The sequence below is a fragment of the Streptosporangiales bacterium genome, from assembly GCA_009379955.1.
Taxonomy (GTDB): Bacteria; Actinomycetota; Actinomycetes; order Streptosporangiales; family WHST01; genus WHST01.
Genome location: WHST01000100.1, coordinates 1 through 24,318, shown reverse-complemented (window position 1 = coordinate 24,318; position 24,318 = coordinate 1). Strand labels below are relative to the sequence as shown.

Here is a 24,318-nt window from a genome sequence, read left to right as displayed (position 1 = left end):
CCCGCCAGGCCGGCCTCGAGCAAGCCCGGCTACACCGGCTTGCCACCCACCGCCAAGAACGACAGACTCAACCCACCCAGAACCCCGACGATGTTGGCTAATCCAACGCCAAAGTGCGTCACGAAGTCAGAAACACGTCAGGGGCAGCCGCATGGACCAGGAGGGCGACGATGCCAGACGCCGATGAGATCCGGGCCGCCGCGCACGCCGACGATGCCACCTCACGCAAGAACCTGCGAGCCGCGGTCGTCGCCTCGACCATCGGCACCACGATCGAGTGGTACGACTTCTTCCTCTACGGCTTCGCCACGGCCGTCGTGATCGGGCCCCTCTACTTCCCGTCCGACAACCCGTTGACGTCGACGCTGAGCGCGTTCGTCACCTACTTCGGCGGCTTCGCTGCCCGGCCGGTCGGCGCCGCCATCTTCGGTCACTTCGGCGACCGCATCGGCCGCAAGGCGAGCCTGATCGCGACGCTGGTCATCATGGGCGTGGCCACGGTGCTGATCGGCCTGGTGCCCACGCACGCCGTGATCGGTGTCTGGGGCGGCCTCCTGCTGGCGTTCTTCCGCATCCTGCAGGGCATCGGCGTGGGCGGCGAATGGGGCGGCTCGGTCCTGATGTCGATCGAGTGGGGCCATCGGCGACGGCGCGGCTTCATCGCCAGCTGGCCGCAGTGGGGCGTGCCGTCCGGCATCGCACTCTCGATCGGCGCGCTGGCGGCGATGAACGCCCTCACCACCCCCGAGGCCTTCCTCTCCTGGGGCTGGCGGGTGCCGTTCCTCGGCAGCATCGTGCTCGTCGCGATCGGCCTGTGGGTGCGCCTCGGGATCCTGGAGAGCCCGGTCTTCGCCCAGCTCAAGGAGCGGCAGCACATCGAGCGCACACCGGTGCTCGAGGTGCTGCGCCTGCAGTGGCGCGAGGTCCTGCTGACCGCGCTGATCCGTACCGGTCAGCAGGCACCGTTCTACATCTTCACGACGTTCGTCCTGACGTACGGCACGACGGTCCTCGAGCTGCCGCAACAGACGATGTTCAACTACCTGCTCATCGCGGCGCTGGTGTCGATGGTCACGATCCCGTTCTGGGGATTCGTGTCCGACTTCGTCGGCCGCAAGCGCCTCTACCTGATCGGGGCCGCCCTGATCGCGGTGTTCTCGTTCGCCTACTTCGAGCTGCTCGACACGAAGGTGCCGATCCTGGTGCTGCTGGCGATGGTGCTGTCGCTGGTGATCCACGACATGCAGTACGGCCCACTGGCGGCCATCACGGCCGAGGCGTTCACCGGGCGGCTGCGCTACAGCGGCGCGTCCCTCGGCTACCAGCTCGCGTCGGTGACCGCGGGCGGACCCGCCCCGATCATCGCGACGGCCCTCCTCGCGGCGTACGGCAGCGCGCTGCCGATCGCGATCTACATGGCCGCGTGCGGGCTGGTCAGCGTCGTCACAGTCGCCATGCTCACCAACCGCGAGCGCCAGGACATGTCCGTCGAGTACGCGGGACTGGAGCGCCGGGATCAGACGCCTCCCCCGGCGGTCAGCGGCTGACCGCGGCAGCCGGCCGCCCGCCCCCGTCCGCGGGTCAGTTGGTGCGGCCGACCGCGCTGCCGTACGCGTCCTCGTCACCGGGTGTCTGCGGGGTCCACCGCTCGGATCCACCAGGGCCACCGGGCAGGCCGGCGACTACGGAGCCGACGAAGCGGTCGTCGCCGGGGACGCCGACGAGCACGTCGCCCAACCAGCCGTCCTCCCCCGAGCCGCCCAGGCCGTACAGCGCGTTGCCGATGGTCGCGCCGAAGCGGTGCCTGATCCCGACCGAGCCAGGGACCCCCGCCGTGTCCTGCTGCCACGACCGCTCGCCGGACAGGCCCTGGACGAGCCCGGCGTTCCCCACGGTTCCGACGCTCTCGCCCGGCACCCCTACGAGGGTGCGGGTGGGTCCGTACGACCCGAACGCGCTGCCGAACGCGTCGTCTTGCTCCGGCCGCCCGGCGACACCCGTGGTGTCCTGGTTGAAGCCCTGAGCGCCGGCGACCTGGAGCTCGCCGTCGTAGACGAACCGGATCGCGGAGCCGGCCCGCAGGACGTCCCCGATCGACTCACCGGGCGCGCCGACCATGACGAAGTGACCACCGCCGGACGCCTTCAGCTCGTGCGCCGCGTAGATCGCCCGTCCGAACTCGTCCCCCGTCTCTGGCACGCCGGGCACGCCGGGAGTGTCCTGGGTCACGAAGCGCGCCTGGCCGCTGTCGCCCTCGCGCCAGCGCAGGAACCCGCCCGCCCAGTCCACGGTCCCGACCTGCTCGCCAGGAGCGCCGACCAGCACGCCGCCGTCGACGGCCGCCAGCGCGTCACCGAGCTGGTCGTCCTGCTCGGCCGTGTCCGGGATTCCCGCGGAGTCCTGCGTGACGAGGGTGCCCTCGTCGACCGCGGGATCCTCGTCGAGGGTGAACGTGAGCCGCGTGAACGCCCCCGACCAGTGGGCGGAGCCGACCGAGTAGCGGGGCACGCCGACGTACAGCGGCGTGACGAGCCCGCCGATCTCGCCACCCTCGTGGTACGGGGCCGCGAGAGCGTGGCCGAAGCGCGCGAACGCCTGCGCCTGACCTGGAACTCCGTCGGTGGCCATGCTGTACTCCCCGACGAGCGCGAACCCCGCGGCACCGGCATCCCACCGGTACAGGAAGACGGCGCCCGCGTTGGCCGCGCCGCCGACGTCGCGGCCCGGCGCGCCGACCACGAGCATGCTGCAGCGGTCCTGGTCGGCCTCACCGCCGGAGGCCGCGACCTCGGCGACGGCGAAACCGAACTCGTCGCCGCGCTGGGCGTCGGGAGCCTCGATCCGGTGGACCGTCGAGCCCTCCCCGTCACTGACCCGCACCTCGACCGCGCCCGTGCTGAGGTCCGCGCCCGGCATGCCCACGGCGACGTCGACGCCGCCGTCCTGGTCGAAGTCGTTGCTCTGGTTGAGGCACTCCGGCTCCGCACTGGCCGGCGGAGCGCCGGCCCAGGCGAGCCCGGTGACGGCCGTGAGCGCCGCGACCGCGAGTCCGGCGCGTACGAGGTGTCGTTTCATGGATCCTCCCGAGACCGTCGTGGCCGAGTCGGCGTTCAGTTGGTCTTGCCGATGGCGATGCCGTAGTCGTTCGAGTCGGACGGTCCTGGTGACCACCTGGTCGGCGTCGCCGGTCCGCCCGGCAGGCCGGCCACGACGGCGCCGTACCCGTCCTCGTACGGGACGCCGACGAGCACGTCACCGAGCCAGCCGTCCTCTCCCGGACCGCCCATGCCATACAGCGCATTGCCGATGGTCGCGCCGAAGTGGTCGTAGCTCTCGTTCGAGCCGGGGACGCCCGCCGTGCCCTGGTGCCACGACCGGTCGCCGGACAGGCCCTGCACCATCCCGGCGTCCTTCACGGTCCCGATGTCCTCGAACGGCACCCCGACGAGAACGCGCGTCGGCCCGTAGGAACCGAACGAGCTGCCGAAGTAGTCGTTCACCTCCGGGGTACCCGCGACACCCGGGGTGTCCTGGTTGAAGCCCTGAACCTTGTCGAGCTCTACATCGCCGTCGTACGCGAACCGGATCGCGGAGCCGGCCCGCTGCACCGTGCCGATGTCCTCCAAGGGCGCACCCACCATGACGTAGTGCCCGCCGCTGGACGCCGGCACCTCGTGCGCGGCGTAGATCACCTCACCGAAGTAGTCGCCGTCCTCTGCGGTCCCCGGCACCCCGGCGGTGTCCTGCGTGACGAAGCGCGCGGGCACGTCGCCGTCCTCCCGCCAGCTGAGGAACCCGCCGGCCCGGTCGGCGGTTCCTACGCTCTCGCCAGGGGCTCCGGCGAGGACGCCGCCGTCGACCGCGGCGAGCGAGGTGCCGAGGCCGTCACCCGACTCCGCGGTGTCGGGGACGCCGGGGGAGTCCTGGGTGATGAAGGTAGCCTCGTCGACCGTCGGCTCGCCTTCGGTGGTGAACGTGAGCCGGTACACCGCACCGGCCGCCGGCGCAGAGTCCAGGTGGTAGCCCGGCGCACCGACGTACAGCGGTGTGACGAGACCGTCGCCGCCACCGCCACCGTGGTACGGAGCGGCGAGCGCCTGCCCGAAGCCCTCCTCGAAGTTCACGCCGGCCGGCACACCGCCCCGTCCCGGACCGAACGTGCCCGCATCGACGAACTCCTCGGCGGCAGAGTCCCATCGGAACAGGTAGACGGCGCCGACGTCACCGCCCTCGCCGATCTCGACGTCGTAGCCCGGGGCGCCGACGGCCAGCATGCTGCAACGGTCGGCGGCACCCGCGGAGGCGGCGACCTCGGCGACGGCGGTGCCGAACAGGTCGCCGTCCTGGGGCTCCGGCGACCGGAGACGGTGAACGGTGGTCGAGTCGCCGTCGCTGACCCGGACCTCGACGATCCCCGGCGGTCCTTCGCTGCCGTCGATGACGTCCCCCGGCATGCCGACGGCGACGTCGACCACGCCGTCCTGGTTGAAGTCGTTGCTCCCGTACTGGCATCCCGGCTCCGCGTTGGCCGGTGATGCGCCTGCCCAACCGAGGCCGGTGGCTGCCGTGAGCGCCGTGAGCGTGAGTACGGCCCGGACAAGGGATCGCTTCATTGCATCCTCCTGTGGAATTCCCACACCGGCAGGGTGTTGCCGTCACTGACTCCCGAACGGACCGCTCGGTTGACAGCGGGAGGACAGCGCGTGCCTAGCCGGCGCGGGCGACCTTCGCGCTGCCGGTCGTCTTGGCCAGCAGCCAGGTCTGCACCTGCGGGATCGCCTCGCCGAGGCCGCCGAAGTGCTCGGCGATCGGGTAGGTCGTGAACGTGACGTCGGCGCCCTGCGCCCGCCAGTCGTCCGCGAGCCGCTTGCCGACGGCGTACGGCACCCAGGGGTCGAGCGCGCCGTGGTAGAGCAGGACGGGCACGCCGGGCTCCAGCCGGCCGATCCGCTGCTCCTCGACCCGCTTCGCCCAGTCGGCGTTGTCGTCGAGGAACTCGTCGATCGTCTTGCCGCCCTCGGTCAGCTCGGTCGAGGAGTGGAACGCCCACCGCGTGCTGGTCTCCGCGATGCACTGCGACTTCACCTCGGCGACGGCGGCGCGACCCGTCGCGTTGAAGCCGTCGAGGGTGAGCTCGGGGTAGACCGCCGCCAGCGAGCCGACCGTCATCGGCAGCGTGCCGGCCAGGACGTCGCGGTCGACGGCGCTCGCGGTGGCGCGCAGGTCGGCGGGCACGCCGCCTGCGGCCACCGCCTTGAGGTCGAGGTCGGGTGCGTACGACGGCTGCCGTTCCGCCGCGGCCGCGGCGGCGTTGCCGCCCTGGGAGTACCCGGTGATCGCGAGCGGGTTGCTGTCGTCGATGCCGGAGCCGGCCACGCCGGTCGCGGCGCGCGCGCCGTCGAGCATCGACTGCCCGGCCGACCTGCTGTTCACGTAGACCTCGTGCCCGCTGGTGCCGACGTGCTCGTAGTCGGTGACGAACACTGCCCAGCCGACGAGCAGCCACACGTTGATCAGCGCGAACTCGTACTGCGTACCCGCGTGGAACTGCGCCGACGGCATGCACTGCGGGCCCATCCCGTGGCTGCCCACCGCGTAGCTCAGCAGCGGGCGCTCGCCGCGGCCGAGCCACGGCGCGCGCGGGACGAGCAGGGTGCCAGTCACGGCCACCCGCTCGCCGGTGCCCGACTCCGAGAGGTACATGACCCGCCACGCGTCCACGGGCGGGCTGAGCAGGTGCGCGGGGTCGAGGAAGACCGACGTGCGCTCCGCCCGGATGACGTCGCCCGGCTCGCCGTCGGGCAGCGGCGACGGCGGCGTGTAGAACGGGTCGACCGCGGCGGCCGCAGGCGCCGCCTGTGCCTCAGGCGCCGGAGCCGCCGACAGCGTGCCGGCGAGGACCGCACACAGCGTGACCCCGAGCAGGACGGCCGACCTCCGTGAACGCCGATTCCAGAGCCTCATCGCCCGTCCTCCCACTTCGCACCGTCACAGGGCCTTGCGCAGGCCCGCATCGTAACGGGATCATCACACACGGTGCCTGCGTTCCGGGAAGGATGCCCCCATGTCTCGGTCGATCAGCAAGTTGTCAGCCGCGGTCGGTGCCGCTGCCCTCCTCGCCGGAGGGCTGGGCCTCTCCAGCGCCCAGGCGGCGGAGAAGCCCACCGCGATCGTGTCGATGGGCGACAGCTACATCTCCGGTGAGGCGGCCGGCGACTACGAGCCGGGCACCGACGAGCCGGGCAACTTCTGCCACCGGTCGACCCGCGCCGAGATCCACGAGACCGGCATCGCGGCGGACCGGAGCATCAACCTCGCGTGCTCGGGCGCGACCACGTCCAACGTCCGGCTGGGCGGCTCCGGCCAGAACGGCGAGGCCGTGCAGGCAGAGCAGCTCCGCGCGGTCGCGCGCGACAACCAGGTGAAGCTCGTCGTCGTGTCGGTCGGCGGCAACGACGTCGGCTTCGCAGACCTCGTGCTCGACTGCATCAAGGGCTACTTCCTGCTCGCCGACCGCTGCCAGGACGCCTGGCAGGACAAGCTGCCGGCCGAGCTCGCGGCAGCCGCGCCGGACATCGCCGGGAGCCTGGCCGACGTCCGCACCGTGATGCGCGACGCGGGTTACGCCGACGCCGACTACGAGCTCGTGCTCCAGTCGTACCCGTCGCCGATCACCGAGGACAACAGGTACTCCTTCACCAAGGCGTTCGAGGGCTGCCCGATCCGCGACGACGACGCCGGTTGGGCGCGTACCAGCGTCGTCACGCAGTTCGCCGCGACGATGGGCACGGTGGCGAGCGACGCCGGCGCCAGGTTCCTCGACCTGTCCCAGGCGTTCTACGGCCGCGAGGTCTGTGCGAACGGCATCGGGCACGACCAGGAGTGGGCGGCCGGCATCGACATCGACGTGGGCCAGATCCAGAACGGTCTCGGCGGCAACATCGTCCAGCAGTCACTGCACCCGAACGGACGCGGCCACGCGCAGTTCGGCGGCTGCCTCGGCGGGTTCTTCGGCGCGGGCGACACCGCGGCCCGGTGCGTGATCGGCCCCGACGGCAACCTCGCACCGCAGCCGATCACGGTGGCGGCGGTCGTGAAGGCGAAGACGACCAGCAGGTTCCCGTACATCGAGGAGCCGAAGCCGATCAGGAACGAGAAGCGGGCCTATGCCAAGGAGCGGGCGGCCCGCCGGGGGTGATCACGCCCCTCGCCTGACCCGGCACCGTGAGGGGCGCGCGTCCCTCACGAGAAATACGCCGGGGCGGCGATGAGTTCTCCTCAGCAGTCCGGTCTCTACGTGTGATGACCTGACACGTACGACCGAGACTCGAAGGAACTCCGATGAGTGACACCGCCACCACCGCCCCCGAGCGGGGAGCCGCTCGCTGGTTGCGCGGTCCCCTCCGCCCGTTCCGCAGCGCCCAGTACCGGCTGCTCAACGGTTCCGTGATCTTCGCACTGATGGCCGGCGGCGTCTGGCTCGTCGCTCTCGTCTGGCAGGTCATCGCGATGGACGGCGGAGCGGCGGAGCTCTCGATCGTCTCGACCGCCGGCGCCGTCGGCATGATCGCCGCGAGCCTGTTCGGCGGCGTCTTCGCCGACCGCATCCCGCAGCGACGCATCCTGCTCGCCGTCACCGGCGTCCGCACGGCGGCGATCGCCGTCGTCGCCACCCTGGCGCTGACCGGCGTGCTCACACCCTGGCACCTCGCGGTCGTGTCGCTCGTCATCGGCATCGGCAACGGCTTCACGTTCCCCGCCTACTCGGCCCTGCTCCCCTCGGTCGTTCCCGCGGAGGACCTGATGGCCGTCAACGGCGTCGAGGGCACGATGCGGCCGACGCTCATGCAGGCCGCGGGTCCCGCGTTCGCCAGCATGCTGATCGCCGCCTCGTCCCCCGCCGTCGCGATCGCCGTCGTCACCGTCCTCGAGATCGCCGGCATCGCCTGCCTGCTCGCGATGCGGCCGATTCCGCTGCGCCGCGACATCCAGGGCGAGGGCGGCACCACCAACCCGGTCAGCGCGGTCTTCGGCGACCTGCGCGAAGGCGTCCGCTACATGGTCCGCACCCCGTGGCTGCTGTCGACACTGCTGTTCGCCTCGGTGATGATCCTGGTGATCATGGGCCCGATCGAGGTGCTCATGCCGTTCCTCATCAAGGACCGCGCCGGCGGCGGCCCCGCCGACCACGCGCTCGTCCTCGCCGCGTTCGGCATCGGCGGTGCCGTCGGGTCGCTCGGTATGGCCTCGATCAAGATGCCGCGCCGCTACCTGACCGCGATGATCGTGATGTGGGGCGTCGCCTGCCTCCCCCTGATCGTCGTCGGCTTCGCCCGCCAGGTGTGGCTGATCGCCGCCGCCGTGTTCGTCGTCGGCATCCTGTTCTCGGCCCCGATGGTGATCTGGGGGACGCTGCTCCAGCGCCGCGTCCCGCCGGCGCTGCTCGGCCGCGTCTCCAGCCTCGACTTCTTCGTCTCGCTGGTGCTCATGCCGGTCTCCATGGCCCTGGCCGCCCCGATCAGCGCCGTCATCGGCCTGGGAGCCACGTTCCTGGTGGCCGGTGTCGTGCCGCCGGTCCTCGCCGTCATCGCGGTCGTCGCGGCGCGCCTGCCGAGGGACGAGGCCGCGAACCCTTTGGACGTCGAAGAGACCGAGACCGAGGCCACCGTCTCGACCGTGTACCCGCAGGAGGTCTGCCCGCAGGCCGCCTGACCCAGGGGATCCCGGAACCGACCCCGAACGAACCCTGGTTCAGCGCCCGGACGGCACTGAACCAGGGTTTCGTGGGGCACAGTGACAGGCACGCCAGTGTGTCTGCCAGGACCATTGGGCAACGGAAAGGACCCGACCACCATGTCGTCCCGACGGCTCGCACGTCCCACCCACGGTCGGATGATCGCCGGCGTCTGCGCCGGGATCGCCCACAGGTTCGGTCTGTCGCCGTTCCTCGTCCGCCTGCTGTTCGTCATCTCCTGCGCCCTGCCGGGCCCGCAGGTGATCATCTACCTCGCGATGTGGATCCTCGTCCCGTCGGAGGACTGACGACCCTCACGCGTCGCGGTGCGCGGTCTCCGGGGAGAACGCGGGGACGCACACCGCGATGTAGTGGGCGCCCTCCTCGCTCGGTGTCGTGTAGCGCACGCGCTCGCCGGCATGCGTGAGCACCGCCTGTCCCGCGGTCACGTCGATGACGCCGCCGTCGTGCTCCACCCGCACGAGGCCGTCGAGCACGACGGTGATCTCGTCGAACTCCGGGGTCTGGGCGGGTTCCTCCCAGCCGCCGGGAGACTGCATGTGGGCGACGCTCACCCGCTCGTCCGAGGTGGTCACCCGCCCGGCGTACTCGTCGACGATCTTGCCGCCGGGGACGGGAATCCTGCTGGGCTGTGCGATGAGCTCGGGCATGCCCCTCACCCTGCCACGCGGTCGACCAGCAGCGGCAGGGGCCGCCGCTCGCCGTCGACCTCGACCGCGGCGCGGACCGCCTCGGCGGCACCGGCGAACCGCGACGTGTCGTCGCCGTGCAGGGTCAGCACCGGCTGCCCCGGCCGGACGACGTCGCCCGGCCGCACGTGCACCACGACTCCCGCCACGGCCGACACGGTGTCCTCCTTGCGCGCCCGGCCCGCGCCGAGCCGCCAGGCGGCGACGCCGACCGCGTACGCGTCGAGCCACGTGACGGTGCCGCCGGAGTACGCCGTCACCTCCTGGGTCTCGCGCGCGACCGGCAGGGCCGCGTCGGGGTCACCGCCCTGGGCGGCCACCATGCGTCGCCAGGCGTCCATCGCCGAGCCGTCCTTCAGGGCGTCGGCCGGGTCCTTGCCGTTGCCGCCGCCGGCGCTCGCGACCATCTCGGCGGCAAGCGCACAGGTCAGCTCGACGACGTCGTCGGGGCCGCCGCCGGCCAGCACGTCGACGGACTCGCGCACCTCGAGCGCGTTGCCGACGGCCCGGCCGAGCGGGACGTCCATGCCGGTGAGCAGCGCGGTCGTCCGCACGCCGTGGGCGCCGCCGAGCCCGACCATGGTCTCGGCCAGCTCCCGCGCGTCGTCGACGGACTTCATGAACGCGCCGCTGCCGACCTTGACGTCGAGGACGAGCGACGACGTGCCCTCCGCGATCTTCTTGCTCATGATCGAGCTGGCGATCAGCGGGATCGACTCGACCGTGCCGGTGACGTCGCGCAGCGCGTAGAGCTTGCGGTCGGCCGGGGCGATGAAGTCGGCGGCCGCCGCGACGAACGCGCCGACATCGGTGAGCTGCGCGCGCATCTCCTCGCGGTCGAGAACGGCACGCCAGCCGGGGATCGACTCGAGCTTGTCGAGCGTGCCGCCGGTGTGGCCGAGGCCGCGGCCGGACAGCTGCGGCACCGCGACACCGCACGCCGCCACGGTGGGCGCGAGCGGCAGCGTGATCTTGTCGCCCACTCCGCCGGTCGAGTGCTTGTCGGTCGTCGGTCGACCGACGCCGGACCAGTCCATGCGCTCGCCTGACCGGATCATCGCGTCGGTCCACCGCGCGATCTCCGACAACGTCATGCCGCGCAGCAGGATCGCCATGCACAGCGCCGCCATCTGCTCGTCGGCGACGTCGCCGCGCACGTACGCGTCGATCACCCAGTCGACCTGCTCGTCGCTCAGCGCACCACCGTCACGCTTGGCACGGATCACGTCGATCACACTCAAGCCCGTTCCTCCAGGTCTGTCGCGTCGAACGCGTCCGGCAGCACCTCGTGCATCGGGCGGACGCCGCGTACGGTCTCGAGCAGCAGGTCGGGGCCGCCGTGCTCCCAGAGCAGCTGCCGGCAACGTCCGCAGGGCATCAGCGACGCACCGTGGCCGTCCACGCAGGCGACGGCGACGAGCCGCCCGCCGCCGCTCGCGTGCAGCGCGGAGACCAGGCCGCACTCGGCGCACAGGCCGAGCCCGTACGACGCGTTCTCGACGTTGCAGCCGGACACGACGCGACCGTCGTCGACGAGACCCGCGGCCCCGACGGGGAACCGCGAGTAGGGCACGTACGCGTGGGTCGCAGCCTCGCACGCGGCGACGCGCAGGACATCCCAGTCGACGTCGGGCACCCTCACTCCTTCGTGTACGGCACGCCGTCGGCCGCGGGCGCCTGGACCCTGCCCACGAGCCCGGCCACCGCGAACAGGGTGGCGAGGTACGGCAGCATCGCGAGGAACGACGAGGGGATCGGCACCGGCGTCTGCGTGTACGAGAGGACGGTCTGCAGCGCGTCGGCGAACCCGAACAACAGCGCCGCGCCGAGCGCGCCCAGCGGGCTCCACCGGCCGAAGATCAGCGCGGCGAGCGCGATGAACCCCTTGCCGGACGAGATGTTCTTGCTGAACGCGCCCACCGTACCGACCGTGAGGTACGCACCGGCGAGCCCGGCGACGAGACCGCCGAGGATCACGTTGCGGTAGCGCACGCGCAGCACGTTGATGCCCATGGTGTCGGCGGCCTTCGGGTGCTCGCCGACCGCTCGGGTCCGCAGGCCCCAGCGCGTGCGGAAGAGCGCGATGTGGATGACGACGAGCAGCACGTACGCCGCGTACACGATCACATTGGCGTTGAACAGCAGCGGCCCGAGGACGGGAATGTCGCCGAGGAGCGGGATCTCGACCTGGCCGAAGAAGCCGGGCTCGTTGTACCTGTCGGCCTGGTTCTTCATGAACATGTCGTACGCGAACCCGGTGAGGCCGAGCGCGAACACGTTCAGCACGACGCCGAGGACGACCTGGTTGACCAGGTAGCGGATCGAGAAGACCGCGAGCAGCGCGCCCATCACGCCGCCGCCGAACACCGCCGCGAGCACGCCGACGCCGAGGTTGTGCGCCATCGATGCCGCGAGCGCACCGAGGAACGCCCCGGCGAGCATCTGCCCCTCGATCGCGACGTTGATGACGCCGGACCGTTCGCAGAGCACGCCAGCGAGAGCGCCGAGGATCAGCGGCACGGCGAGGAAGATCGTCTGCTGCATCAGGCCGAGCAGGTCGATCTCGGTGTCCTGCTTGCCGGTCGCGGCCCAGCACAGGAACGAGAAGATGAAGCACACGACCGCGATGGTCGCGATCCACTTGGTCGCGCGCCTGCTGAAGCCGCGGACCAGGTGCCAGGCACCGAGCAGGAGCACGACCGCACCGAGCACGATCGCGGTGGCGCGCGCGGGCACGACGATGTCGGGTACCGGGACGGCCGCGTCGGTCGGGCTGAGCCGGAAGGCCGCGTCGAAGCCGGAACGCGCGGAGACGCCGAAGGCGAGGACGGCGATCAGTCCGACCCCGACGAGGACGAGTCCCATCACCAGCCGCTGCCGCCGCGAGGTGGGCGGCTCGACGACCCGGTGGATGACGAGGCTCTCGTCGGGCACGAGTTCCGGTGGGGCCTGCGAAGGCGTGCTCATCCGTTCCAGCCCTTCGCGAGGTCCTGGCGGACGCCACCGCGGGCGTCCCGCAGCCGGAAGATCGCCCGGATCAGCGCGGGCGCGGCGATGAACAGCACGATCACCGACTGCACCACCATCACCAGGTCGATGGACGTGCCGGTCGTCGACTGCATCTGCACGCCGCCGGCGCGCAGCGCGCCGAAGAGCAGGCCGGCGAGCACGGTGCCGCCGGCCTTGCCGCGGCCGAGCAGCGCGACGGTGATCGCGTCGAACCCGAACCCGCCGTCGATGTCCTGGGTGATCGCCGGGTTGGTGCCGAGGATCTGGCTGCAGCCGGCGAGACCGGACAGCGCACCGGCGAGCAGCATCACGTAGATGTAGCTCCGCTCGACCCGCATGCCCGCCGTGCGCGCCGCGAACTGGTTGGCGCCGACGGCCCGCAGCTGGAAGCCGGGGGTGCTGCGGTTGAGCAGCCACCAGACGGCGAGCGCCGCGAGCAGCGCGACGACCAGGCCGGCGTGCACCCGGAGGTCGGGCCCGAGCAGCCCCGGCAGCCGTGCGGTGTCGAGGACGTTGTTGGAGATCGCCTGGCTGTACGGCGGACGTTGGAAGCCCCTGGCCGTGAGCAGGAACGCCAGGAAGTTGTAGGCGATGTAGTTCAGCATGATCGTCGAGATCACCTCGTGGGCGCCGGCGCGCGCCTTGAGGAACCCCGCGATGCCGCCCCAGATGCCGCCGCCGACCATGCCCGCGAGCAACGCGACGAGCAGGTGGAGCACCGGCGGGAGGTCCCACGCGAAGCCGACGTAGCCCGCGCAGATCGCACCCATGATGATCTGGCCCTGGGCGCCGATGTTGAACAGTCCGGTGCGGAACGCGAGTGCGACGGCGAGCCCGGCGAGGATCAGCGGCGTCGCCGACACCATCGTCTCCGAGATCGGGTACATCACGCCGGTGAACCCACCGGACGCGGAGTCGGGGTTGAAGATCGCGCCCTTGAACAGCGAGCCGTACGCGTTGCCGATCGCGAACGCCGCCGACGAGAGCGCGTCGCCGGGCGCGGCGAAGAGGTACCCCATGGCCTGGCGCGTGGGCGCGTCGCCGATGACGATGAGCACGGCGCCGACCACGAGTGCGCAGAGCAGTGCCAGCAGGGTGACGACCACGCTGTTGCCGTACAGGACCGCGTCGGCCACGGCGCGACCGAAGCTCGGCCGCGGCGCCTTCTGCTGGTCCGCCTCACTCGCCACTGCGGCTCCCCGTGCTCTCGTCGGTGCCGGCACCGTCCGCCGTGCCGTTCGTCGCCCCGGTCGCGGCCTCCGTCGAGCCGGCCATCAGCAGGCCGATCGCGTCCGCGGGGGTGTCGGACGACACCTCGCCGATGATGCCACCGCGGTACATGACGGCGATCCGGTCGGCGAGACCGAGGACCTCGTCGAGCTCGGTCGACACGACGACGACGGCGGCTCCCCTGTCGCGTTCGGCGACGATGCGCCGGTGCACGAACTCCATCGACCCGACGTCGAGCCCGCGGGTCGGCTGCGCGACGACGAGCAGGGTCAGCGGGCGGGACATCTCGCGGGCGAGCACGACCTTCTGCTGGTTGCCGCCGGAGAGCGTCGACACCGGCTCGTCGATCGACGTCGCGCGCACGTCGAACTCCGCCACCTGCGCAGTCGCGTTGCGCTGGATCGCCTTGATGTCGAGCGCGAGACCGCGGGCGTACGGCGGCTTGTCGTAGTGGTCGAGGACGAGGTTCTCGGCGATGCTGAACGGCCCGACGAGGCCGTCGTGCATCCGGTCCTCGGGCACGTACCCGACGCTCATGTCGAGGATGTCGTCGACGTGGGCGTGGGTGATGTCGCGACCGGCCAGCGTGATGCGTCCCGAGGTCGGCGGGGTGAGCCCGACGAGGGCCTCGGTGAGCTCGCTCTGCCCGTTGCCCTGCACCCCGGCGACGGCGTAGATCTCACCGCCCCTGACCTCGAACGACACGTCGTCGACGAGCACCTCGCCCGAGTCGTCGACGACGCTCAGGTGCTCGACCGCGAGGACGGGGTCGCCAGGCTCGGCCTCGCCCCTGTCGATGGTGAGCTGTACCGGGCGGCCGACCATCATCGAGGCGAGCTCGGCGGACGACGTGCTCGGCTCCGCCTCGCCGACCACCTTGCCCCGCCTGATCACCGTGATGCGGTCGGCGACCTCACGCACCTCGCGGAGCTTGTGGGTGATGAACACGATCGAGGTGCCGCCGTCGCGCAGGTTGCGCATGACCTGCATCAGGTCGTCGGTCTCCTGCGGCGTCAGCGCCGCCGTGGGCTCGTCGAGCACCAGCACCTTCGCGTCGCGGACGAGTGCCTTCACGATCTCGACCCGCTGCTGCACGCCGACGGCGAGGTCGGCGACGACGGCGTCGGGTGGGACGTCGAGCCGGTACTCCTCGGAGATCGCCGCCACCTTGCGGCGCAGCCGGCGACGGTCGAGGAAGCCGAACGCCTTCGTCGACTCGTTGCCGAGCGCGACGTTCTCGGCGACGGTGAACACCGGGACGAGCATGAAGTGCTGGTGCACCATGCCGATGCCGGCGGCCATCGCGTCGCTCGGACCCTTGAAGGTGCGCGGCGTGTCGTCGACGACGATCTCGCCCTCGTCCGGCTGGTACAGGCCGTAGAGCACGTTCATCAGCGTGCTCTTGCCCGCACCGTTCTCACCGAGCAGCGCGTGGATCTCGCCGGGCTCCACGACGAGATCCACGTGGTCGTTGGCGACCAGCGAGCCGAACCGCTTGGTCACCCCACGGAGCTCGAGCTTCATTCCTTCGGCTGCGCCGGCGACGTGACCTTGATCTTGCCCGAGGAGATGTCCTCCTTGATCTGCTCGAGCTCGGACTTCAGCTCGGCGGGAACCTTCGACTCGAACTCGTGGAACGGCGCCAGGCTCGCACCGTCGTTGGAGAAGTCGCCGATGTAGTTACCGGTGGGCGGGTTGCCCTCGGCGGCCTTGACGGCGTACTCCTTCACCGACTTCGTCATGCCCTTGGTGACGCTGGTGATGAAGTACTGGCAGTACTGCTTGGCGCTGACGCAGCCGTCGGTGTCAACCCAGATCAGGTTGGCCTTGCCGCCGGACGCCTTCGCCGCCGCGCCCGCACCGAGGCCGGTGCTGCCCGCGACCGGGAACACGATGTCGGCGCCGTCGCGGATGAACGACTGGGAGATCGAGCGACCCTTGCCCTGGTCGGTGAACGACTGGGCGAACGTGCCGCCCTTCTGGTTCTTCTCGTTCCAGCCGAGGACCTGGACGTCCTTGCCCTTCTCCTTGTTGTAGTACTGCACGCCCTCCCAGAAGCCGTCCATGTAGATCGTGACGGGCGGGATCGCGAGGCCGCCGAACGTCGCGACCTTGCCGGACTTGCTCATGCCGGCGGCGAGGTAGCCCGCCTGGAACGCGGGCTGCGCGGTGTTGTACTGCATGCCGTAGACGTTGTCGCCCGAGGACGGGGCGTCGACCTCGGCGAAGGACTTGTCCGCGTGCTGGGCGGCGACCTTCTTGGTGGCGTCGGCCATCAGGCCGCCGACCGCGACCGTCACGGCACAGCCCTTGTTGACCTCGGCGTTGAGATTGGGCACGTAGTCGTTCTGCGAGGTGGACGACACGTAGGAGATCTCGATGTTCGAGTTCTCCTTCTTGGCCTCCTGCAGGCCGGCCCAGGACGACTGGTTGAACGACCGGTCGTCGACGCCGCCGACGTCCAGCACCATGCAGGCCTTCAGCTTCTTCCCGGCCGTGCCGGTGGATTCGTCGCTGCCCTGCTCGGCCGGCGGCTCACCGCAGCCGACCAACAGAAATGCTCCGATGAGGCCTATCGAGGCCAGTTTTACGCCATACCGCACGACGGGCTCCTCCCCTCGGCCCGCGCGAGATGACGCGGGTCAACACCTGCATGTGCCCGCTCACCCTCCGGCGATCCGGAGAATAGAGGGAAGAGCGGACGGGGGGACGATAGCCGCAATCCAGCGCCCACCCAACCGGGTCAGGAGCTTCGACACCGCTCCGTTACCTAGGCCCCGACCGGGTGACCGGTGACCTACTGCCCGCCGAGCGGGACGCGTGACGGCCCCGTGGGTGACGCCGCGGTCACGGACGGGCGGCGCGGTAGGCGGTGGCCGCGAGCAGGCGCACGCCGACGCCGATGCTCCGCTCGTCGACGTCGAACGTGCCGCGGTGCAGGTCGAGGTCGAGGTCGGCGTCGGGCGCGCGGGTGCCGAGCCTGGCCATCGCGCCGGGGACCCGGTCGAGGTACCAGGAGAAGTCCTCCCCGCCCAGGCTCTGCCGCGTCGGGACGACGGACTCGGGTCCGAGCGCGTCGGTCGCGGCCGACTCGAGCATCCGGACACTCGTCGCCTCGTTGACGACCGGCGGCACACCGCGGTGGTACTCGAGGTCGACCCCGACGCCGAACGGGCTCGTGATCGACTCGACCAGCGACTTCACCAGGTCGGGCGCGGAGTGCCACACCTCGTCGTCGAGGCAGCGCAGCGTGCCCTCGACGACGCCGTGGTCGGGGATGGCGTTGGCCGCGCGACCGGCCTCGACCCGTCCCCACACGAGCGCCATGCCCGCCCGCGGGTCGACCCGGCGTGACAGCGCGGCCGGCAGCTGCGTGACGAGCGAGCCGAGCGCGTAGACGAGGTCGGCCGTCATGTGCGGGCGCGACGTGTGTCCGCCAGGCCCGCTGAGCCTGACCTTCAGCCGGTCGGTGGACGAGGTGATCGCGCCGACACGCAGCCCGACCTTGCCGACCGGCAACGACGGATCGCAGTGCACGGCGAAGATGCGTCCGACACCGTCGAGCGCCGCCGTCGGGGCGATCAGGTCGGCGCCGCCGGGGATGATCTCCTCGGCGGGCTGGAAGAGCAGGCGCACGCCGCCGGGCAGCCGCCCGCGCTCGGCCTCGCGGGCCAGGAAGAGCGCCGCGCCGAGCAGCGCCGTGGTGTGCACGTCGTGACCGCACGCGTGGCAGACGCCGTCGACGGTCGACCGGTACGGCACGTCCTTCTCGTCCTGCAGCGGCAACGCGTCGAGGTCGGCGCGCAGCGCGACCCGCGCGCCGGTGCCGTCCGCGCCGCCGATGTCGCAGACCAGGCCGGTGCCGGTGGGCAGGACGACCGGGTGCAGGCCGGCCTCGCGCAGCCGATCGACCAGGAGCGCGGTGGTGCGACGCTCCGCGTCACCCAGCTCGGGATGCTGGTGCAGGTCACGACGGAGCGTGATCAGCTCGTGTTCGTGTTCCTCGACGAACGCGTGCAGGTCGACGAGAACATGCTCGGGGACGGACGTCGTCGAGTGAACCGGGGCGTGGTTCATGTCACACATTGTGACATGACGGCCGGTCTCCCGAGCGACGACCCCGGGCTCAGAACGGCGGTTGGTAGACGCCCCAGACGTCGCGGAGGGCGTCGCAGACCTCGCCGACGCTGGCGCGGGCGCGCAGCGCCTCACGCAGCGGGTAGAGCACGCACGCGTCGCCGACGGCGGCCTTGCGCACGTCGTCGAGGCGTTCCCGCACCTGCGCGCCGTCGCGCTCCGTGCGCAGCCTGGCCAGCCGCTCCGTCTGCTGACGCTCGATCGCCGGGTCGACCCGCATCGGCTCGTACGGCTCCTCGACGTCGAGCCGGTACCTGTTCACGCCCACGACGACGCGTTCGCCCGACTCCTGCTCCTTCGCGATGTCGTACGCCGACCGCTCGATCTCGTCCTTCTGGAACCCGTGCTCGATCGCGGCGGCCGCGCCGCCGAGCTCGGCGACCCGCTCCATCAGCGCGTCGACGTCGTGCTCGATCGCGTCGGTCATCGACTCGATCGCGTACGAGCCGGCGAGCGGGTCGACGGTGGCGGTCACGTCGCTCTCGTTGGCCAGCACCTGCTGGGTGCGCACCGCGAGCCGCGCCGCCTTCTCCGTCGGCAGGGCGATCGCCTCGTCGAAGGAGTTCGTGTGCAGCGACTGGGTGCCGCCCAGCGTGGCGCCGAGTGCCTGCAGCGCCACCCGGATCAGGTTGACCTCCGGCTGCTGCGCGGTCAGCTGGACGCCCGCCGTCTGGGTGTGGAAGCGCAGCATCTGCGACCTGGGGTTCTCGGCGTGGAACCGGTCGCGCATGAGGCGTGCCCAGATCCGGCGCGCGGCGCGGAACTTCGCGACCTCCTCGAGCAGCGTGGTGCGGGCGACGAAGAAGAACGACAGCCGCGGCGCGAACTCGTCGACGGCGAGCCCGGAGCGCAGGGCGGCCTCGACGTACTCGATCGCGTTGCTCAGCGTGAACGCGACCTCCTGCACCGGCGTGGCGCCCGCCTCGGCCATGTGGTAGCCGGAGATGGAGATGGTGTTCCAGCGCGGCAGCTCCCGGTGGCAGTAGCGGAACACGTCGGAGACGAGCCGCAGCGACGGCTTCGGCGGGTAGATGTACGTGCCGCGCGCGATGTACTCCTTGAGCACGTCGTTCTGCGCGGTGCCGGTGAGCTGCCTCGGGTCGACGCCCTGCTCCTCGGCGACGAGCTGGTACAGCAGCAGGAGCATGGCGGCGGGTGCGTTGATGGTCATCGACGTCGAGACCTCGCCCAGCGGGATGCCGTCGAACAGCCGCCGCATGTCGTCGATCGAGTCGATCGCCACGCCGACCTTGCCGACCTCGCCAGAGGCGAGCGGCGCGTCGGAGTCGTACCCCATCTGCGTCGGCAGGTCGAACGCCACGGAGAGCCCGGTCGTGCCCGCCTCGATCAGCTGGTGGTAGCGGCGGTTGGACTCGTCGGCCGTGCCGAATCCGGCGTACTGCCGCATCGTCCACGGCCTGCTCGTGTACATCGACGGGTAGACGCCCCTGGTGTACGGGTACTCGCCCGGCCGGCCGAGACGCTCGTCCGGGTCGAAGCCGTCGAGCGACTCGGGGCCGTACACCGGCGGGATCGAGAAGCCCGACTCCGACTCGCGACCCACGTGTGATCACCCCTTCGGACGTCCCTGTTCCTCGCAGTATCGCAGGCCGGGAGCGGACGTTCCGGCGCGAGACGGAACGGTCCACCACGGCCGGACCGGACGGGGCTATGGTGGGCCTCCCATGAACACGACTGTGCGAGGGTTTCGGGCGAGAACGCCGAAGCGCCCGTCAGTGGTCTCGGCACTCGCGGCTGTTTTGTCCGTTCTGTTGGCGATGCCCCTGTTCGCCGTCCCCGCGCACGCCGTGGAGTCCGAGCCGGTGGGCGGCGCGCTCCTCGGCTCGCGAGGGGTCGTCCATCCCGAGGGTGACGACCTGCCGCCGCTGCCGAAGGTCAGGGCCGCGGCCTACGTCGTCAGCGACCTCGACTCCGGCAAGGTGCTCGCCGCCAAGGACGCCCACGGCGCGTTCGCGCCCGCGAGCACCATCAAGGTGCTCACCGCGCTCGCCACGCTCCCCCACCTCGATCCGAGCCAGGAACTGCGGCCGACGCTCGCCGACATGTCCGTCGACGGCACGAAGGTGGGCATCGACCGGCGTCGCACGTACGAGGCCCGCATGCTGTTCCAGGCGATGCTGATGATGTCGGCCAACGACGCCGCGGAGACCCTCGCCCGCAGTGCCGGCGGCAGCGGCGGGCGCAAGGCGACGATCGCCCGGATGAACTCCGAGGCGAAGCGGCTGCAGGCGAACGACACCGCCGCACGCAAGCCGAGCGGCCTCGACGCCAAGGGTCAGACGACCTCGGCGTACGACCTCACGCTCCTCTTCCGCGAGGCCATGAAGCGCAAGGACTTCCGCACCTACCTCGCGACCGAGCGCGCGGAGTTCCCCGCGCTGAAGGCCGGCAAGTCGTACCAGATCGCCTCCCACAACCGCCTGCTCGGCAGCTACCCGGGAACGCTGGGCGGCAAGAACGGCTACACCTCCAGGGCGAAGGCCTCCTACGTCGGCGCCGCCAAGCGCGGCGGTCAGACCATCGGTGTCACGGTCATGCGCAGCCCGGGTGACCTGTGGGGCGAGACGGAGAAGCTGCTCGACTGGGGGTTCGCCGCCGAGGCGGAGGCCGTCCCCGTCGGCGACCTCGTCGCGCCCATCCCACCGAAGACCGCCACCACCAGGGCCTCGGCGGAGGCGACGAAGCCAGCCGAGCACATCGAGCGGTCGGTGACCGCGGCGGAGGACGAGGGCGGCGCGCCGTGGCCGCTCGTCCTTCTCCTCGTGCTGCTCCTCGCCGCCGCGATCGTGGCAGCGGTCGTCGTATGGCGCCGACGAACGGTCACGCCGCGCGGACGCCGGTGCGCCGCCCCGGCCCACGGACGCGGCTCTCGGGCACGCGAGCCGCGAGAACGTGGGCCGCGAGGACGCGGCACCCGCCCGGGACACGCGCGTGGTCGCGCACCCGCGCCACCTCCCGCGCCGGTGGCCGCGCCGGTGGCCGAGGAACGCCCCCGTGGTCGCCGGGCCGCCGGCCGCCGCGCCCGGCACGCTCCGCCCGCCCCCGGCCCGTACACGCCCTACGCTCCCGAGGCGACCGTCTCGTTCCCGAACCCGACCGCCGGGCCGGCACCGGTGGCCGAGGACCCGGATGGCTGGCCCGTGCCCAGCCGCCTCGGCATCGGCCACCAGAACGGCAACGGAAACGGCGTCCGGCCCGCGAACGGCAACGGCAACGGCAACCGAGTCTGGCCGGCGCAGGGCAACGGCAACGGCGGCTGGCCCGCGAACGAGAACGGCCACGCCTACGACCTCGGCAACGAGTACCCGGTCGGCGGTGCCGTGCCGGCATTCGACAACGGAGCCCGGAACGGCAACGGCGGCGGCCGCCGGCACGCGGAGCCCAACGGCGGGCCCGTCCCCGACCGCCGGCCGCTCCCCCCGCCGCCGGGCGACCCGAGCGTGACGATGACCTACCCGATCTGGCCCAGCAACCCCCACTGACGGTTCGTCACGGTGCCCGCCCGGTAGGAGTCAGCGGAAGCGGCGGGCGCGGCGGGCCACGCGGACCTGGTGGACCAGGTCGCGCAGCGAGCCGGGCTTCGTCGACGAGACGAGGGCGGCGGGCTCGAAGCCGGCGTCCCGCAGCCGTTCGACGATCCGCTGGACGTACAGGCCGCGCACCCGGCCGGTCTCGTCCGGCGTCCAGCCGGCGTCCGCCGCGAGCGAGCCGACCCACACCTGTTCGCGGTACAGCAACGCCTCGCAGTCGAGGGGCCTGCGGACCCGGTCGACGGGCAGGCCGTCGAGGCGGGTGAGCACCTCGTCGGGCAGGGTCGCGGCATCGTCGTCCTCGGCGGCGTCCGGCACGGCGGTCGCGGTCCAGGCGGCCGCGAGGAGGGTGATGCGCGAGACGAAGTTGATCCAGACGAGCAGCCCGACCATGATCGCGAACGCCCCGTAGACCGGGTTGCTCGTCGTCCGGCCGACGAGGAACGTGCCGGCGAGCTTGAGGATCTCGAAGCCGGTCGCGGCGAGCAGCGAGCCGCGGGCGAGCACCTTCAGCGGGGTGCGCACGCCGGGCAGCACGCCGAACAGGATCGCGAACACGACGGCGTCGAACGCGACGGCGACCACGACCGCGAGGATGCGGAGCCCCACACCCATGCCGGGCACGCGGTCGAGGCCGACGGCGCCGAGCACGACGCGCGTCATCGACGTGGCGAGGCTCGAGAACGACACCGACGCCACCAGAGCGACGCCGAAGACGACGAGCACGACGAGGTCCCACAGCTTCTTCAGGACGACGTTCGGCGCCTTGTGCACGGGCTGGAGCCACATCGCACGGAGCGCGTCGCGGAGCGCGTCGACCCAGCCGGTGCCCGAGTAGACGAGGCCGGCGAGACCCACGATCCCGGCGCCGACACCCGCGCCGGCCGTGTTCGGCAGGTCGATCTTCCCCGGACCGGAGCCGATGAGCCCGGGGAACGTCGCCGTCAACGCGTCGCCGACCTCGGCACGTGCGTCCGGATAGACCACGACCACGTACACGAGGATCGCGAACCCGACCGCGAGCAGCGGGAAGAACGACAGGAAGCCGAAGTACGTCACCGACCCGGCGAGGCTGTTGCCGTTCTGCTCGTTGAACCGCGTGTATCCCCGCACCAGGTGGTCGAACCACCCGAACCTCTTACGGGTCGCGCCGAACCACGACTCGACGCGGCGCTTCCCCTTGTCGACGACGGCCACCATGGCCGGTCACCCCCCAGCGGCTGCGACACCCTTCAGCGCGTACTCGCGGCGGACGCGCCACCCGTCCGCCACATGCTCGTACAGAGTGAACCAGCTAACCGGAAAGTGCGCCTCGTAACCCGCGAGCTCGGCGAACGCGCGGTCGAGGGCTTCGTCGGGCACGTCCTGCGCGATCGTGACGTGGGGGTGGTACGGGTAGTCGTGCTCCCGCCTGATCGGCCCGCCGCGCACGGAGGCGGCGAGCTGCTCGCAGCTGCTGATGCCCTCCGCGAGCGCGACGAACACCACCGCGGACACCGGCCGGAACGACCCGGTGCCACGCAGGTGGATGTCGAACGGCGCGTGCGCGGCGGCGACCACCGCGAGGTGGGACTCGAAGTCGCTCGCCGCCGCCTCGCCGACGTCGGTCGGGCCGAGCAGCGTGACGTGGGTCGGCGTCGTGCGCGCCGCGGCGTCGCCGAACCTGTCGCGCGCGTCCCGCAGCTCCGAGGCGTAGGGCTCGGGCACCGAGATCGAGGCCGCGACGGTCGGCATCACGAGCCGAGCGGGACGAAGCCGACGCGTTCGCGGACGATCTGCATAGTGCGGCGGGCGACGCCGGACGCCCGGGCCGCGCCGTCGGCGAGGATCGCGTCGAGCGCGGCCTCGTCCTCGAGCAGCGCGCCGACCTTCTCCTGGAAGGGCGTGACGAACTCCTCGACGAGGGCCGCGAGGTCCTTCTTGAACCCGCCGTATCCGCCACCGTCGTAGCGAGCGCTCAGGTCGTCGACGGAGTCGCCGGACAGCGCGGAGAAGATGCGCAGCAGGTTGCTGACCCCCGGTTTGGCCTCCTCGTCGTAGACGATACGGGCGTCCGGGTCGGTGTCGGTCACGGCGCGCATCACCTTGCGGCGCAAGGCCCGCGGCTCCTCCAGCAGGTCGAGGATGCCCTGCGGCGCGCTGGCCGACTTGCTCATCTTGGCCGTCGGGTCCTGCAGGTCGGCGATCCGCCCGGTCTCCTTCAGGATGTACGGCTCGGGCTGCACGAACGTCTCGCCGAACCGACCGTTGAAGCGTTGCGCGAGGTCGCGGGTCAGCTCGAGGTGCTGGCGCTGGTCCTCGCCCACCGGCACCTGGTCGGCCTGGTAGAGCATGATGTCGGCCGCCTGCAGGATCGGGTAGGTGAACAGCCCGACGGACACCTGCTGCTGCTTCGCCGACTTGTCCTTGAACTGCGTCATGCGGCTCGCCTCGCCGAACCCGGTGAGGCAGCCCAGCACCCAGCCGAGCTCGGCGTGCTCGGGCACGTGGCTCTGCACGAACAGCGTGCACCGCTTCGGGTCGAGGCCCGCCGCGAGCAGCTGCGCGGCCGCGACGCGCGTGCGACGCCGCAGCTCGTCCGGCCGGTGCTCGATGGTGATCGCGTGGAGGTCGACGACGCAGTAGAACGCGTCGTGCGTGTCCTGCAGCCGCACCCACTGGCGTACCGCACCGAGGTAGTTGCCGAAGTGGAACGAGTCGGCCGTCGGCTGGATGCCGGACAGGACCCGCGGACGCTGACTCGACTGACGTTCACTCGGCACGGGCACGATTCTGACAGGAGGCCGGCGTCGGCGGACAACCGCGGTACTAGTAGTACTTTGTTACGTGTGTCGCTACCGCTGATCCGGCTCGTGATGTGGTCGTGTTCTGATCCGTGACCCCGGAGGAGATGGACCAGGTCAGGCCGCGGCTGGTGGCGTTCGCTGCGGAGATGCTCGGCGGGCTG

General features: G+C 71.4%; 20 protein-coding genes. 5 read left to right on the top strand and 15 right to left on the bottom strand.

From position 1 onward, the window contains the following. The first annotated feature begins 170 nt into the window (after positions 1-170). Positions 171-1,547 (top strand): MFS transporter, encoded by a 1,377-nt coding sequence (locus GEV10_24070; GenBank protein ID MQA81521.1) that lies wholly within the window; start codon positions 171-173, stop codon positions 1,545-1,547. Between the two features lie 34 nt (positions 1,548-1,581). On the opposite strand, the gene GEV10_24065 is transcribed toward GEV10_24070, so the two are convergent. The 3 genes from GEV10_24065 to GEV10_24055 form a co-directional block, all read right to left on the bottom strand. Next, complete coding sequence (locus GEV10_24065) at positions 1,582-3,075, bottom strand: hypothetical protein (GenBank protein MQA81520.1); 1,494 nt, start codon at positions 3,073-3,075, stop codon at positions 1,582-1,584. 35 nt (positions 3,076-3,110) lie between these two features. After that, complete coding sequence (locus tag GEV10_24060; protein MQA81519.1) at positions 3,111-4,613, bottom strand: hypothetical protein; 1,503 nt, start codon at positions 4,611-4,613, stop codon at positions 3,111-3,113. A 94-nt stretch (positions 4,614-4,707) separates the two neighbouring features. Continuing rightward, positions 4,708-5,964 carry a lipase gene (locus GEV10_24055; protein MQA81518.1) on the bottom strand — a complete coding sequence of 419 codons (1,257 nt, stop codon included), beginning with the start codon at positions 5,962-5,964 and terminating at the stop codon, positions 4,708-4,710. A 100-nt stretch (positions 5,965-6,064) separates the two neighbouring features. Between GEV10_24055 and GEV10_24050 the strand changes: the two genes are divergently transcribed. From GEV10_24050 to GEV10_24040, 3 genes are all read left to right on the top strand, one after another. Further along, positions 6,065-7,198, top strand: coding sequence for a hypothetical protein (locus GEV10_24050; protein ID MQA81517.1), 1,134 nt, complete (start codon positions 6,065-6,067; stop codon positions 7,196-7,198). A gap of 143 nt (positions 7,199-7,341) precedes the next feature. After that, positions 7,342-8,712 carry an MFS transporter gene (locus GEV10_24045; protein MQA81516.1) on the top strand — a complete coding sequence of 457 codons (1,371 nt, stop codon included), beginning with the start codon at positions 7,342-7,344 and terminating at the stop codon, positions 8,710-8,712. Between the two features lie 141 nt (positions 8,713-8,853). After that, entirely contained in the window at positions 8,854-9,042 is a 189-nt protein-coding gene (locus tag GEV10_24040; protein ID MQA81515.1) for a PspC domain-containing protein, read from the top strand. Between the two features lie 6 nt (positions 9,043-9,048). On the opposite strand, the gene GEV10_24035 is transcribed toward GEV10_24040, so the two are convergent. The 9 genes from GEV10_24035 to GEV10_23995 form a co-directional block, all read right to left on the bottom strand. Then, positions 9,049-9,405, bottom strand: a complete 357-nt coding sequence (locus tag GEV10_24035) for a cupin domain-containing protein (protein ID MQA81514.1) — start codon at positions 9,403-9,405, stop codon at positions 9,049-9,051. A gap of 5 nt (positions 9,406-9,410) precedes the next feature. Beyond that, positions 9,411-10,685, bottom strand: a complete 1,275-nt coding sequence (locus GEV10_24030) for a thymidine phosphorylase (GenBank protein ID MQA81513.1) — start codon at positions 10,683-10,685, stop codon at positions 9,411-9,413. Beyond that, on the bottom strand, positions 10,682-11,080 hold the full coding sequence (locus tag GEV10_24025; GenBank protein MQA81512.1) for a cytidine deaminase: 399 nt from the start codon (positions 11,078-11,080) through the stop codon (positions 10,682-10,684). The genes GEV10_24030 and GEV10_24025 overlap by 4 nt, the downstream gene beginning before the upstream one ends. 2 nt (positions 11,081-11,082) lie before the next feature. Beyond that, positions 11,083-12,411, bottom strand: a complete 1,329-nt coding sequence (locus tag GEV10_24020) for an ABC transporter permease (GenBank protein MQA81511.1) — start codon at positions 12,409-12,411, stop codon at positions 11,083-11,085. Then, a complete protein-coding gene (locus GEV10_24015) occupies positions 12,408-13,643 on the bottom strand; it encodes an ABC transporter permease (GenBank protein MQA81510.1) in 1,236 nt (411 codons plus the stop codon). The genes GEV10_24020 and GEV10_24015 overlap by 4 nt, the downstream gene beginning before the upstream one ends. Further along, complete coding sequence (locus GEV10_24010; GenBank protein ID MQA81509.1) at positions 13,633-15,207, bottom strand: ATP-binding cassette domain-containing protein; 1,575 nt, start codon at positions 15,205-15,207, stop codon at positions 13,633-13,635. Before GEV10_24010 ends, GEV10_24015 begins: the two co-directional genes overlap by 11 nt. Then, on the bottom strand, positions 15,204-16,286 hold the full coding sequence (locus GEV10_24005; protein ID MQA81508.1) for a BMP family ABC transporter substrate-binding protein: 1,083 nt from the start codon (positions 16,284-16,286) through the stop codon (positions 15,204-15,206). Before GEV10_24005 ends, GEV10_24010 begins: the two co-directional genes overlap by 4 nt. 244 nt (positions 16,287-16,530) lie before the next feature. After that, positions 16,531-17,760, bottom strand: coding sequence for an amidohydrolase (locus GEV10_24000; protein MQA81507.1), 1,230 nt, complete (start codon positions 17,758-17,760; stop codon positions 16,531-16,533). A 49-nt stretch (positions 17,761-17,809) separates the two neighbouring features. Beyond that, positions 17,810-19,384, bottom strand: coding sequence for a methylmalonyl-CoA mutase (locus GEV10_23995; protein ID MQA81506.1), 1,575 nt, complete (start codon positions 19,382-19,384; stop codon positions 17,810-17,812). A gap of 121 nt (positions 19,385-19,505) precedes the next feature. Here GEV10_23995 and GEV10_23990 point away from each other — a divergent pair, with 121 nt between their 5' ends. Next, on the top strand, positions 19,506-21,323 hold the full coding sequence (locus GEV10_23990) for a hypothetical protein (protein MQA81505.1): 1,818 nt from the start codon (positions 19,506-19,508) through the stop codon (positions 21,321-21,323). A gap of 30 nt (positions 21,324-21,353) precedes the next feature. Here the strand turns inward: GEV10_23990 and GEV10_23985 are convergent, their stop codons facing one another. Genes GEV10_23985 through trpS form a run of 3 tightly spaced genes read right to left on the bottom strand, consistent with a single transcriptional unit; the run spans position 21,354 to position 24,133 of the window. Continuing rightward, positions 21,354-22,571 (bottom strand): hypothetical protein, encoded by a 1,218-nt coding sequence (locus GEV10_23985; GenBank protein ID MQA81504.1) that lies wholly within the window; start codon positions 22,569-22,571, stop codon positions 21,354-21,356. Between the two features lie 6 nt (positions 22,572-22,577). Further along, on the bottom strand, positions 22,578-23,105 hold the full coding sequence (locus tag GEV10_23980) for a 2'-5' RNA ligase family protein (protein ID MQA81503.1): 528 nt from the start codon (positions 23,103-23,105) through the stop codon (positions 22,578-22,580). Next, entirely contained in the window at positions 23,105-24,133 is a 1,029-nt protein-coding gene (gene trpS / locus GEV10_23975; GenBank protein ID MQA81502.1) for a tryptophan--tRNA ligase, read from the bottom strand. The genes GEV10_23980 and trpS overlap by 1 nt, the downstream gene beginning before the upstream one ends. Between the last annotated feature and the right edge of the window lie 185 nt (positions 24,134-24,318).

Coding starts and splice junctions, on each gene's coding strand:
- GEV10_24070 (MQA81521.1), top strand. CDS start 171: ATGCCAGACGCCGATGAGATCCGGGCCGCCGCGCACGCCGACGATGCC.
- GEV10_24010 (MQA81509.1), bottom strand. CDS start 15,207: ATGAAGCTCGAGCTCCGTGGGGTGACCAAGCGGTTCGGCTCGCTGGTC.
- GEV10_24045 (MQA81516.1), top strand. CDS start 7,342: ATGAGTGACACCGCCACCACCGCCCCCGAGCGGGGAGCCGCTCGCTGG.
- GEV10_23980 (MQA81503.1), bottom strand. CDS start 23,105: ATGCCGACCGTCGCGGCCTCGATCTCGGTGCCCGAGCCCTACGCCTCG.
- GEV10_24065 (MQA81520.1), bottom strand. CDS start 3,075: ATGAAACGACACCTCGTACGCGCCGGACTCGCGGTCGCGGCGCTCACG.
- GEV10_24035 (MQA81514.1), bottom strand. CDS start 9,405: ATGCCCGAGCTCATCGCACAGCCCAGCAGGATTCCCGTCCCCGGCGGC.
- GEV10_24055 (MQA81518.1), bottom strand. CDS start 5,964: ATGAGGCTCTGGAATCGGCGTTCACGGAGGTCGGCCGTCCTGCTCGGG.
- GEV10_23990 (MQA81505.1), top strand. CDS start 19,506: ATGAACACGACTGTGCGAGGGTTTCGGGCGAGAACGCCGAAGCGCCCG.
- GEV10_24020 (MQA81511.1), bottom strand. CDS start 12,411: ATGAGCACGCCTTCGCAGGCCCCACCGGAACTCGTGCCCGACGAGAGC.
- GEV10_24000 (MQA81507.1), bottom strand. CDS start 17,760: ATGAACCACGCCCCGGTTCACTCGACGACGTCCGTCCCCGAGCATGTT.
- GEV10_24060 (MQA81519.1), bottom strand. CDS start 4,613: ATGAAGCGATCCCTTGTCCGGGCCGTACTCACGCTCACGGCGCTCACG.
- GEV10_23985 (MQA81504.1), bottom strand. CDS start 22,571: ATGGTGGCCGTCGTCGACAAGGGGAAGCGCCGCGTCGAGTCGTGGTTC.
- GEV10_24040 (MQA81515.1), top strand. CDS start 8,854: ATGTCGTCCCGACGGCTCGCACGTCCCACCCACGGTCGGATGATCGCC.
- GEV10_24050 (MQA81517.1), top strand. CDS start 6,065: ATGTCTCGGTCGATCAGCAAGTTGTCAGCCGCGGTCGGTGCCGCTGCC.